Below are 11,482 nucleotides of genomic sequence, written 5' to 3'. Positions count from 1 at the left end.
TCGGTCCGGGGATCAGCTTCTCAAGCAGCTCGTCGGGAAGAATGGCGTCCGGCTTCGCGGCGGGGGTGGTCTTCTTGCGTGGCATGGGGGCTCCTGAACATCGTCATGGTAGGCCCCTCACACAAAAATCCTGACACCCTCTCTGGGACCAGCGCATCTACCGGGACTACGACGACACGCAGGCGCTGGGCACACGCAACATCCAGATGGCGCTGCGACGGCTGCGGCGCTTTGCGCGTGAAGGCTCGGCGCTGGAGCTCGATTTGCCCGACACCATCCGCGCCACCGCGGCCAACGCCGGCTATCTGGACATCAAGATGGTGCCCGAGCGGCACAACCACGTGAAGGTGCTGCTGCTCATGGACGTGGGCGGCACCATGGACGAGCACATCCCGCGCGTCGAGGAGCTGTTTTCGGCCGTGCGCGCTGAGTTCAAGCACCTGGAGTTTTATTACTTCCACAACTGCGTCTACGACTATCTGTGGAAGAACAACCGGCGCCGCTACGCGGAGAAGTTTCCCACCTGGGACGTGATCCGTAAGTACAACAAGGACTACAAGCTGATCTTCGTGGGCGACGCGACCATGAGTCCGTACGAAATCCTGCAACCCGGTGGCAGTGTGGAGTACAACAACGAAGAGGCGGGCGCTGAATGGCTGCAGCGCCTGACACACGCCTTTCCCGCCTTCGCCTGGATCAACCCCGAGCCCCAGGGCGTGTGGGAGTATCGGCAGAGTATTGGCATCATCCGCCAGCTCATGGGCGGGCGCATGTTCCCGCTCACGCTCCAGGGGCTGGAGAGCGCGATGCGGTTGTTGTCCAAGTGATCATCGGCAGCCCGCCTCGACAGATGGCCATGGTGTACCATCAGGCCGCCGTCGCGTCCCGCCGTAGTTCAATGGATAGAACGGCCGCCTCCTAAGCGGCAAATCCAGGTTCGATTCCTGGCGGGGGGACCAACCCGGCATCCGTCGGCGAGCGCATTCGCGTGCCGGGCCATCAGCACGCCGACGCCTCGCCACGGCGCATGGCACAGCTGAGCCATATCACCGGCACCAAACCCACGGCCACCAGCGTCAACGCGGGCAACGCCGCCTCGCCCAGGCGCTCGTCGCGCGCCAACTGGTGGGCGACCACTGCCAGTGTGTCCATGTCGAACGGGCGCAACACCAACGTTGCTGGCAGCTCTTTCATCACATCGACGAACACCAGCAACGCTGCGGCCAGCACGGATCGGCGCAGCAGCGGCCAATGCACGCGCCACCATAGCGCCGCACCGGCGACACCGAGCGTCGTCGCCGCATCATCCCAACTGCGGGGAATGCGGCTGTAGCCGCTTTGCACCGATTGCAGCGCCACCGAGGTAAAGCGCACCAAATAGGCCCACACAATGCCCAAAACGGTGGTCGTGACCCAGTACGCCACATGGCTGTCCGGCCAGCGCGCCTGTGCCCAACCCACCGGCAGCAGCAGGCCCACCACCACCACGGCCCCGGGTACGGCATAGCCCAGGCCCACGATGCGCACCTGCATCCGCGTGAGCGCCCCGGGCAAGCGACGCGCCGCATGCGCCAGCGCCAAAGCGGCTGCCGTGGCCAGCGCGGCACTGCTTGCCGCGAGCACCAGACTGTTGCGCGCCCAGCCCCCAAAGGCGTGCCACGGCAGCTCGTCCCAGCCATGCCACAACGGCCGCAACATGAACAGCACCGGCAGCACGAACCCAAACATCACGGGCAGCGCACAGACCAACCACGCGGCCACCACCTGCCCCCCGCGCAAGCGCACTGGCTGCGCCTCCGCGCTGCCGCGCGCGACACGCTGGGTGGCAAAGCGCATCCGTCGCTGCGCGCGCTGCTCCACCCACAACAGCAACGCCACCCACGCCAGCAACATGATGGCCAACTGTGCCGCGGCGGTGCGGTCGTCCATCACCAGCCACGCCTTGTAGATGCCCGCGGTGAACGTCTGCACCCCAAAGTAGCTGACGACGCCAAAGTCCGCCAAGGTTTCCATGAGCGCAAGGGCCACACCGGCCGCGATCGCGGGGCGGGCCATCGGCAGCGCCACCTCGCGCAGCCGCCGGCCCAGCGGCGCGCCCAGCAGCCGCGCGGCTTCCAGCAACTGGGGGGCGCGCTCGGTCAGCGCGGTGCGCGCCAACAAATACACATACGGATAGAGCGTGAAGGTAAAGACCCAAGCCGCGCCCCAGGGGCTGCGGATCTCGGGCAACAACCGGCCTTGCCAGCCGGTCCACTCACGCAGCGCGGTTTGCAGCGGCCCCGAGTACTGCAAAAAGTCGGTGTAAGCGTAGGCGACCACGTAAGCGGGTACCGCCAGCGGCAGCAGCAGCAGCCACTCGGCCGTGCGCCGGCCCGGAAAGTCAAAGACCGTGACGGCCACGGCCGTTGCCGACCCCACGACGCCGACGGCGACGGCTACCACCGCGCACACCCACAGCGTGGTGCGCACATAGTCGGGCAGCACGGTGACCGCCATCTCGCGCAACACGGCGGTCGAGCCCGCATCCCAGGTGAGCGCTGCCAGCAGCAGCGCCAACACGGGCAGAGCGAGCCACAGCGAAAACAACGTCAAACCGATCCGCGCCAGGGCACGCGAGGGTGCCACCCCATGGGAGCGCCGCCGGGGGGGTACGGAAGGCACCGACGCAGCAAGATGGCTGACAGCAGTGGAGTGGACAGGTTTCATGGCGCAAGAAATGAGAATACGCATTATCTACAATGCGCGTATGGAACTGTCGATCACTCAGGCGACGGTGCGCTACCCTGGATCGGGTCAGCCTGCCGTCGATGGCGTCACGCTCGCGCTGCGTGCCGGGGATATCGGCGTGCTCATCGGACCGTCGGGCTGCGGCAAAACCACGCTACTGCGCGCGGTGGCAGGATTGGAGCACTTGAGCGGCGGCGCCATCGTGCTCGGCGGTCAGGAGGTGAGCGCCCCGGGCGTGCATGTGCCGCCCGAACACCGCCGCATCGGCATGGTGTTTCAGGACTATGCGCTCTTTCCCCATCTGAACGTCGAGCGCAACGTCGCCTTCGGGCTGGCTCACCTGCCTGCACCGCAACGCCGCGCGCGTGTGGCGGAGGTGCTTGAACTCGTCGGGCTGGCCGGCATGCAGGGGCGTTACCCGCACGAGCTCTCGGGTGGGCAACAACAGCGAGTGGCGTTGGCGCGGGCATTGGCGCCACAGCCGCGACTGCTGCTGCTGGACGAGCCTTTTTCCAATCTGGACGTGGATTTGCGTGAGCGTCTGGCGCACGAAATCCGTGCCATCCTCAAAGCGGCCGGCCTGACCGCCCTATTCGTCACGCACGACCAGTTGGAAGCGTTTGCCATTGGTGACGTGATCGGCGTCATGCACCAGGGCCGACTGCACCAGTGGGACGACGCCTACACCCTCTACCATCGCCCCGCGACACGGTTCGTTGCCGAGTTCATCGGCCACGGGGTATTCGCGCCGGCCCGCATCCGCGCGCTGGGCGACGACGTCGTGGTCGAGACACCGCTGGGCGACCTGCGCGACGTGCAGGAATGTCCCTTGCCCACCGCCTATCCCGACGGGCTGTGCGATGTGCTGCTGCGCGCCGACGACATCGTGCACGACGACGCCGCCCCGGTCAAAGCGCAAATTGTGCGCAAGGCGTTTCGCGGCTCGGAGTTTCTGTACACCCTGCGGCTGGCCAGCGGCGAGACGGTGATGACGCACGTGCCGTCCCACCACGACCATGCAGTGGGCGAGTGGATCGGCATCCGCGTCGAGATGGATCATGTGGTCACGTTCGAGCGCGGCGCGGGGGCCGCATCGCCACCCGCCACCGCCCTCCGCCGTCCCGAGCGCGCCGCCGCCGAAGCAACGCTGCCCGGGTGAGCCGCGACATCGCAACGCACACCGATCCAATCGGGACCGAACCCGGTTCTCTCTCAGTGTTTGTGGCCGTGATCGTGAGACGGCTCCTGCCGGGCGCCCAGCGCCCGCACCGGCGCTTGCACCTGCTGCTCGATACGGCGCTTGTCCGCGGTCTCGAACACCAGGGTCAGCGGTACGGTTTGACCCGCAGACACGGGCTGCTTGAGGTCCATCAGCATCACGTGATAACCGCCCGGTTTGAGTTCGACCGTCTTGCCGGCGGGCAAGTCCAGCCCGGGAATCTGGCGCATCTTCATGACATTGTTGTCCATGGCCATTTCGTGGATTTCCACGACACCGGCCACCGGCGAGGCGGCTGCCACCAGGCGCACCGGCTGGTCGGCTTTCAGGCGCATGAAAGCGCCCGTGGCTTTTTGCTGTGCGACCGTCCCGCGCACCCACGGCTCCTCGACGGTAACGGTCTGTGACCATACGGCGCTGGCAACCAAGGCGGTGGCAGCGGCGGCAGTCACGCGGGTCCAGGTATTCATGGTTGGGCTCCTTGAGAAAAAACAAAAAAGGCATCTACCCGCCGCTGGCGCTTTCGCGCAGCAGAGCAGCCACGTCATGGGCGTAATCCTCGGCCGACTGCTCGTGCTTGAGCACGATGCGCAGCCGCCCTTGCGGGTCGATGAGATAGGTTTGCGCGGAGTGATCCATGGTGTAGCTGCTGCCGGTGGGGACCTTGGCGTGATACACCTTGAATTCGCGTGCCGCTGCGGCGATCTCGTCCGGCGTTCCGGTCAGCCCCAGAAAGCGAGGGTGAAACGCGGCCAGGTACTCGCGCAGCAGCTCGGGCGTGTCGCGCTCGGGATCGACGGTGACGAATAGCAACTGCACCCGGTCGGCGTCGGGCCCCAGCCGCTGCATGACCTCCGCCGCGCGCGCCAGCGATGTCGGGCAAACGTCTGGGCACTGCACGAAGCCGAAATACAGCATCACGACCTGGCCACGAAAATCAGCCAAGGTGCGTCGCTGCCCGAACTGGTCGGTCAGCTGTAACTCACGCCCATAGGGCGCGCCGGTGACGTCGATCCCCCGAAACGCGGGGGTGGGCGAGCGGTCGCAGGCGGCAAGTCCCGCTGCGACGATCATGCACGCAGCCGCAAGCCCAAGCACCCGACGACGGCCCGGCGCGCGCGCATCGTTTGTCGATGCCATGGATCACTCCTGTCCAACGGCCCGCCATCCGACGGACCTCTGCGTCAGGCCACTCCGACCCGCCACCTAGCGGGCCGAGGGTTGGCCGCCCAATCAGCGCAGAGACGGCGACAGGAGCGGTGGCGCGTGCGGCTGGGGACGCCACCAATGATCTTCGTCCAAAGCAGAAGCGATGGGCGCGTCGGCAAGGGTAATGGCTACCGCGAAGGCGACCGGCGCGACGTGCTCACCCGGTGGAACGTTCCACGCTCCCGCGTGCAACAGGCACCAGTCGCACGCCATGGCAGCCATCGCCGGCGCTGTAGGGGTACTGCCGACGTCCGCCGCACCGTCCGTCGGCGCACCGGCAGACACCCAGACGACACCGGTACTGGTGCAAATCTCGATGCGCTCGACCCTCTCGTCCACCCACACCCGTGCGAGTGCTGGGGACAGCGACGTCCACAGCACGGCAATGAGGGCCAGCCAATAGGGCCAGCGGTAGGCGGGTCGATGCATGGCTGATTTATTATAGGTCGGCATATTTTTGACCGCCATCCATCATGACCCCTGCCGAACAAGCCCTGCGCGACGCCGCACTCGAGTACCACCGCACCCCCACCCGTGGCAAGATTTCGGTCACGCCGACCAAGGCGCTGTCCAACCAGCGCGACCTGAGCCTCGCCTACTCGCCCGGAGTGGCGTACCCTTGCCTGGAAATCGCCGCCGACCCCCACAAGGCCGCCGACTACACCAGCCGCGCGAACCTGGTGGGTGTGATCACCAACGGCACCGCGGTGCTGGGTTTGGGCGACATTGGCCCGCTGGCAGGCAAGCCGGTGATGGAGGGCAAGGGCTGCCTGTTCAAGAAATTCGCTGGCATCGATGTGTTCGACATCGAGCTGGCCGAGAAAGACCCCGACAAGCTCGTCGACATCATCGCCGCGCTGGAGCCGACGCTGGGCGGCATCAATCTGGAAGACATCAAGGCACCCGAGTGTTTTTATATCGAGCGGCGACTGCGTGAGCGCCTGCAAATCCCCGTCTTTCACGACGACCAACACGGCACGGCCATCATCTCCGCAGCGGCGCTGATCAACGCGCTGGAGCTGGTGAGCAAGCCCATCGACGCAGTGCGTATCGCGGTCTCGGGCGCGGGCGCGGCCGCGATCGCGGTGCTAGACCTCTTCGTCGCGCTCGGTGCCCAGGCGGACAACATCCTGGTGTGCGACTCCAAGGGCGTGATCCACGATCAGCGCGAGGACGCGCTCGCCGGGCGGCTCGACGAATCCAAGCGCCGCTACTGCCGCCGCACCGACGCGCGCACGCTGGCTGACGCCGTGCGCGGCGCGGACGTCTTTTTGGGTTGCTCCGCCCCTGGCGTGCTGAGCGCCGCGATGGTGCAAACCATGGCCGAGCGCCCCATCATCTTGGCGCTGGCCAACCCCGAGCCCGAAATCCGCCCCGAGGTGGCCAAGGCCGCGCGGCCCGATTGCATCATCGCCACCGGGCGCTCGGACTATCCCAACCAGGTCAACAACGTCCTGTGCTTTCCGTACATCTTCCGCGGTGCGCTCGACTGCGGGGCCACGCGCATCACCGACGCGATGAAGCTGGCCTGCGTGCGCGAGATCGCCGCGCTGGCCAAGGCCGAAATCAGCGATGAAGTGGCCGCCGCCTACGCCGGGCAAGAACTACAGTTCGGGCCGGACTACCTCATCCCCAAACCCTTCGACACGCGGCTCATTCTGCGCATCGCGCCGGCGGTGGCGCAAGCAGCAGCGGACTCGGGCGTGGCCACCCGCCCGATCGCCGACATCGAGGCCTACCGCGACAGCCTGCAGCGCTTCGTGTACCAAACCGGTATCTTGATGCGGCCGGTGTTCAGCGTGGCCAAAGCCGCCCAACCCAAGGCGCGCGTCGCCTACGCCGACGGCGAGGACGAGCGCGCGCTGCGCGCGGCCCAGTTGGCGCTGGAAGAAGGTATCGCCCAGCCGATCCTGATCGGGCGCCCCGCCGTGATCGAAGCCCGCATCCGCAAGGCCGGCCTGCATCTGCGCCTGGGTGTGGACGTGGAGAACGTCAACCCCGAAGACGACCCGCGCTTTCGCCAGTACTGGGAAACCTACCACCAACTGCTCAAGCGAGACGGCGCCACGCCCGAGGTGGCCAAGGCCGCGGTGCGGCGCTCCAACACCATCATCGGCTCGCTCATGCTACGCCTGGGCGACGCCGATGCGCTCATCTGTGGACTGGTGGGTACCTACACCACCCATCTGGAGCGCATCGATGCCATCCTGGGGCGTCAGCCCGGTGCGTCGCTCTATGCCGCGCTCAACGCGGTCAACACCGACCGCGGCCCTATCTTTATCACCGACACCTACGTCAACGAAGACCCGAGCGCCGAGCATCTGGCGGAAATCGCCGCCATGGCGGTGCTAGAGGTGCAGCGCTTTGGCATCGTGCCCAAAGTGGCGTTTCTGTCGCACTCCACCTTTGGTTCGTCCAAACGTGCCAGCGCCCGCAAGATGCGCGCGGCGCGCGATCTGTTCGTGGCCGCCCACCCCGACATCGAATGCGACGGCGAGCTGCACGGCGACGCAGCGCTCGACCCCGGGATTCGGCAACGCTTCCTGACCGACTCCACGCTGTCGGGCAGCGCCAACCTGCTGGTGTGCCCCAATCTGGATGCGGCCAACATCCTCTACAACGTGATGAAAACCACGACCAGCGGCGGCGTCACGGTTGGCCCCATCCTGATGGGGGTGGCAGGCGCGGCCACCATCCTGACGCCTGCGGCGACGGTGCGGCGCGTGCTCAATATGACGGCGGTGGCCGCCGCGCGCGTGCGCTCGGCGCCCGCGCCGACCTGAGCGACGGGACGCCGGGTCGGTGCAAGGCCGCACCAGCGTGGTGCAGCGGTGCGGGTTTCCACGGGTTCCGGCAGCGCCCGTCTCGCGAACAATGCGGGGCATAGCGTCCGCCTGGCATCGGTTTTGCATGGGTGGGCTGTCTCAGCGCTGCCCTTAGCGGGCCGCCGTTCACCCTTGACCCGTTGGAGAGTCCCCATGCACAAGCGCCAGTTCCTCCGCACCGCAGCCGCCCTCGTGGCGGGCACGCTCGCCGTCGGTGTCGTCCACGCGCAAAACAAGCCCATCAAGTTCCAGCTCGACTGGCGCTTCGAAGGGCCCGCCGCGCTCTTTCTGCACCCGGTCAGCAAGGGTTATTTCCGGGATGCCGGCCTGGACGTGACGATCGATGCCGGCAGCGGGTCGGCGGGCACGGTCACACGCGTGGCCTCCGGCACCTACGACATGGGTCTGGCCGACATGGCGGCGCTGATGGAGTTCCATGCCAACAACCCCGACGCCCCCAACAAGCCAGTGGCCATCATGATGGTCTACAACAACACCCCCGCGGCGGTGTTGGCCTTGAAGTCGTCGGGCATTCGAAGCCCGAAGGACCTGACCGGCAAAAAACTGGGGGCTCCCGTCTTTGACGCGGGACGCAAAGCCTGGCCGATTTTCGAAAAAGCCAACGGCGTGGGGCCGGTCTCCTGGACGTCGATGGACCCACCGCTGCGCGAAACCATGCTGGTGCGCGGTGACGTCGATGCGATCACGGGTTTTTCGTTCACGTCACTGCTCAACCTGGAGGCGCGCGGCGTCAAGACCGAGGACATCGTCGTGCTGCCGTATGCACAGTATGGGGTCAAGCTCTACGGCAACGCCATCATCGCCAGCCCCAAGCTGTTGCGCGAACATCCGGCCGCGGTGCGCGCCTTCTTGGCAGCCTTCGCCAAGGGGGCGGGCGAGGTCATGGCCAACCCCGCAACCGGCATCCAGGCGGTCAAGGCCCGCGACGGCATCATCAACACCGACCTGGAGCTGCGCCGGCTGCGGCTGGCCATCGACTCGGTCGTGGCCAGCCCCGACGCGCGCGCCGAAGGCTTCGGGCGCGTCAACCCTGGCCGCCTGTCGCTGATGGCCAGTCAGGTTTCGGACGCCTACCAAACCAAAACCCGGGTCGACGTCAGCAAGGTGTGGGATGGTTCATTCCTCCCCGACGCGCGCGTGCTCGACGTCCTGCCCAAGCGCTGAACCCCATGACGATAACCACTGCGCACGAGACCGACCCCTTCGTCGTCTTCGATGGCGTCTGGCTGGCGTACACCCCGGCGCTGCAGGCGCAGGGGGTGTACGCCGTAGAGGACATCCACCTGACAGTGCGCCGCGGCGAATTCATCGCCATCGTCGGCCCCTCGGGATGCGGCAAATCCACGTTCATGAAGCTGACCACGGGGCTCAAACGCCCGTCGCGCGGCACCATCTGCGTCGACGGTCGCCCTGTGGACGGGCCGCTCAAAATCTCCGGTATGGCGTTCCAGGCGCCCTCGCTGCTGCCCTGGCGCACCACGCTGGACAACGTGCTGCTGCCGCTGGAGATCGTGGAGCCGTTTCGCAGCCAGTTCAAGGACCGGCGGCGCGAGTTCGAGGAGCGCGCGAAGCGATTGCTCGCCTCCGTGGGCCTGGCGGGCTACGAGCGCAAGTTCCCCTGGGAGCTGTCGGGCGGCATGCAGCAGCGCGCCAGCATCTGCCGCGCGCTCATCCACGAGCCCAAAATGCTGCTGCTCGACGAGCCGTTCGGGGCGCTGGACGCCTTCACCCGCGAGGAGCTGTGGTGCACCCTGCGCGATCTGTGGGAAGCGCAGCGCTTCAACGTCATCCTCGTCACGCACGACCTGCGCGAATCCGTCTTTCTGGCCGACACGGTGTACTGCATGAGCAAAAGCCCCGGGCGCTTCGTCGTGCGGCGCGACATCCCGATCCCGCGCACGCGCGATCTGGAGGTCACCTACACACCCGAGTTCACCGACATCGTGCACGAGCTGCGCGGCCACATCGGTGCCATGCGCCGGCCCGGCGTACCCCTGCAGCAGTGATGGCTTTTCCTTTCTTCCCACCCGCCACATGAACCGTCGCATCGTCGAGCGCCTGTCGCCCCTGCTGCTGCTGATTGCCCTCATCGTCGTCTGGGAGGGCATCACGCGCGGGCTGCAAGTCTCGGAGTTCATCTTCCCCAGCCCCTCGCGCATCTGGGCGCAAACCCTGGAGCATCACACGGCCATCTTGGGGCATGCCTGGCGCACGTTTTGGGTCACGATGGCGGGCTTTGGCATCGCCATCGTGGTGGGCGTATTGCTGGGTTTTCTGTTGGGCTCGTCGCGCCTGGCCTATGCGGCGCTGTACCCTTTGATGACGGCGTTCAATGCGCTGCCCAAGGCGGCGTTCGTCCCCATCCTGGTGGTCTGGTTTGGCATCGGGGCGGGCCCGGCCATCCTGACCGCCTTCTTGATCAGCTTCTTTCCCATCATGGTCAACATCGCCACCGGCTTGGCGACGCTGGAGCCGGAGCTGGAGGACGTGCTGCGCGTGCTCGGCGCCCGGCGCTGGGACGTGCTGACCAAGGTGGGGCTGCCACGATCGCTGCCGTATTTTTTTGGTTCGCTCAAGGTCGCCATCACGCTGGCCTTCGTGGGCACCACGGTGTCCGAGATGACGGCGGCCAACGAGGGCATCGGCTACCTGCTGATCTCGGCCGGCTCGTCGATGCAGATGGGGCTGGCCTTCTCTGGGCTGCTGGTGGTGGGCATCATGGCCATGGCGATGTACGAGCTGTTCAGCCTGATCGAAAAAAACACCACCGGCTGGGCCCACCGCGGCAGTCAGGCCGCCTGAGCCGCGCGCCGCCCCGCACGCCCGCCGCACCATGCCCTGGGACGCCCACCTGCATCTGCACTACCAGCGGCGAGGCGACACCACGGTGGCCCACCACCGCCACCACGGTCCGCTGCGCCTGTTCCACAGTCTGTATCCGGAAGGCCCGGGCATCTGCCACAACGTGATCGTCCACCCCCCCGGCGGGCTGGTGGAAGGCGACACGCTGCACGTGGCGGTGCAGGCGGACGCGGGCACGCATGGCCTTGTCTCCACGCCAGGGGCGACGCGTTTTTACCGCTCCGATGGCGAGCCGGCCACCCAGCGGGTGCACATTCGGCTGGAGCCCGGCGCACGGCTGGAATGGGTGCCGCTGGAGACCATCGCCTACCCCGGCTGCCAGGCCCGCAATGCGCTGGACGTGCAACTGGCGGCAGGGTCCGAATGGCTGGCCTGGGACGTGACGGCGCTGGGGCTGCCGGGCTCCGGCCAGCCCTTCGACCGCGGCTGCCTGCACCAGCGCCTGTGCATCGAGGGCCATTGGCTGGAGCAAGGCCGGTTGGACGCCGCGGATGCGCGCCTGCTCGACAGCCCGGTGGGGCTGGGCGGCCACCGCTGCCTGGGCACGCTGGTGCTGGCCAGCGGCACGCCATGGAGCCGCGAGCGGCGGGAGCGCCTGCTGGATGCGGTGCGCGCCGTC

General features: G+C 67.0%; 10 protein-coding genes, 1 tRNA gene and 1 pseudogene. 8 read left to right on the top strand and 4 right to left on the bottom strand.

The window, feature by feature from the left end:
* Positions 1 to 140: 140 nt before the first annotated feature.
* Together Q0716_RS06620 and Q0716_RS06615 are read left to right on the top strand one after the other, a co-directional pair.
* A pseudogene (locus Q0716_RS06620) lies at positions 141 to 827 on the top strand (VWA domain-containing protein); the annotation flags it as partial.
* A gap of 57 nt (positions 828 to 884) precedes the next feature.
* Positions 885 to 959 (top strand) — tRNA-Arg (locus Q0716_RS06615).
* A gap of 40 nt (positions 960 to 999) precedes the next feature.
* Here the strand turns inward: Q0716_RS06615 and Q0716_RS06610 are convergent.
* The gene (locus tag Q0716_RS06610; protein ID WP_299021134.1) at positions 1,000 to 2,661 is read right to left on the bottom strand and encodes an iron ABC transporter permease; all 1,662 of its coding nucleotides are present in this window, start codon (positions 2,659 to 2,661) and stop codon (positions 1,000 to 1,002) included.
* A gap of 85 nt (positions 2,662 to 2,746) precedes the next feature.
* Between Q0716_RS06610 and Q0716_RS06605 the strand changes: the two genes are divergently transcribed.
* On the top strand, positions 2,747 to 3,886 hold the full coding sequence (locus Q0716_RS06605) for an ABC transporter ATP-binding protein (protein WP_299021128.1): 1,140 nt from the start codon (positions 2,747 to 2,749) through the stop codon (positions 3,884 to 3,886).
* Positions 3,887 to 3,939: 53 nt separating this feature from the next.
* Here the strand turns inward: Q0716_RS06605 and Q0716_RS06600 are convergent, their stop codons facing one another.
* The 3 genes from Q0716_RS06600 to Q0716_RS06590 form a co-directional block, all read right to left on the bottom strand.
* On the bottom strand, positions 3,940 to 4,416 hold the full coding sequence (locus Q0716_RS06600) for a copper chaperone PCu(A)C (RefSeq protein WP_299021126.1): 477 nt from the start codon (positions 4,414 to 4,416) through the stop codon (positions 3,940 to 3,942).
* A gap of 34 nt (positions 4,417 to 4,450) precedes the next feature.
* On the bottom strand, positions 4,451 to 5,086 hold the full coding sequence (locus Q0716_RS06595) for an SCO family protein (protein WP_299021124.1): 636 nt from the start codon (positions 5,084 to 5,086) through the stop codon (positions 4,451 to 4,453).
* Positions 5,087 to 5,179: 93 nt separating this feature from the next.
* Entirely contained in the window at positions 5,180 to 5,584 is a 405-nt protein-coding gene (locus Q0716_RS06590) for a DUF2946 family protein (protein ID WP_299021121.1), read from the bottom strand.
* Positions 5,585 to 5,628: 44 nt separating this feature from the next.
* Between Q0716_RS06590 and Q0716_RS06585 the strand changes: the two genes are divergently transcribed.
* The 5 genes from Q0716_RS06585 to Q0716_RS06565 all read left to right on the top strand — a co-directional run.
* Positions 5,629 to 7,938: an NADP-dependent malic enzyme gene (locus Q0716_RS06585; protein WP_299021117.1), complete on the top strand. Its 2,310-nt coding sequence runs from the start codon at positions 5,629 to 5,631 to the stop codon at positions 7,936 to 7,938.
* 195 nt (positions 7,939 to 8,133) lie between these two features.
* On the top strand, positions 8,134 to 9,165 hold the full coding sequence (locus tag Q0716_RS06580) for an ABC transporter substrate-binding protein (RefSeq protein WP_299021114.1): 1,032 nt from the start codon (positions 8,134 to 8,136) through the stop codon (positions 9,163 to 9,165).
* 5 nt (positions 9,166 to 9,170) lie between these two features.
* Positions 9,171 to 10,007 (top strand): ABC transporter ATP-binding protein, encoded by an 837-nt coding sequence (locus Q0716_RS06575; RefSeq protein ID WP_299021111.1) that lies wholly within the window; start codon positions 9,171 to 9,173, stop codon positions 10,005 to 10,007.
* A 28-nt stretch (positions 10,008 to 10,035) separates the two neighbouring features.
* Positions 10,036 to 10,803 (top strand): ABC transporter permease, encoded by a 768-nt coding sequence (locus Q0716_RS06570; RefSeq protein WP_299021108.1) that lies wholly within the window; start codon positions 10,036 to 10,038, stop codon positions 10,801 to 10,803.
* Positions 10,804 to 10,834: 31 nt separating this feature from the next.
* On the top strand, positions 10,835 to 11,482 hold a 648-nt coding region (locus Q0716_RS06565; RefSeq protein WP_299021106.1), incomplete at its 3' end, for an urease accessory protein UreD.

This window comes from uncultured Tepidimonas sp., from assembly GCF_938045175.1.
GTDB lineage: Bacteria > Pseudomonadota > Gammaproteobacteria > Burkholderiales > Burkholderiaceae_C > Tepidimonas.
The sequence above is the reverse complement of the archived record's forward strand: the minus strand, read 5'-3'. Positions and strand labels throughout refer to the sequence as shown.

Bases quoted from the DNA above. Each gene is read 5' to 3' on its own strand.
- Q0716_RS06600 (WP_299021126.1), bottom strand. From the start codon at position 4,416: ATGAATACCTGGACCCGCGTGACTGCCGCCGCTGCCACCGCCTTGGTT.
- Q0716_RS06585 (WP_299021117.1), top strand. From the start codon at position 5,629: ATGACCCCTGCCGAACAAGCCCTGCGCGACGCCGCACTCGAGTACCAC.
- Q0716_RS06575 (WP_299021111.1), top strand. From the start codon at position 9,171: ATGACGATAACCACTGCGCACGAGACCGACCCCTTCGTCGTCTTCGAT.
- Q0716_RS06590 (WP_299021121.1), bottom strand. From the start codon at position 5,584: ATGCATCGACCCGCCTACCGCTGGCCCTATTGGCTGGCCCTCATTGCC.
- Q0716_RS06580 (WP_299021114.1), top strand. From the start codon at position 8,134: ATGCACAAGCGCCAGTTCCTCCGCACCGCAGCCGCCCTCGTGGCGGGC.
- Q0716_RS06605 (WP_299021128.1), top strand. From the start codon at position 2,747: ATGGAACTGTCGATCACTCAGGCGACGGTGCGCTACCCTGGATCGGGT.
- Q0716_RS06570 (WP_299021108.1), top strand. From the start codon at position 10,036: ATGAACCGTCGCATCGTCGAGCGCCTGTCGCCCCTGCTGCTGCTGATT.
- Q0716_RS06595 (WP_299021124.1), bottom strand. From the start codon at position 5,086: ATGGCATCGACAAACGATGCGCGCGCGCCGGGCCGTCGTCGGGTGCTT.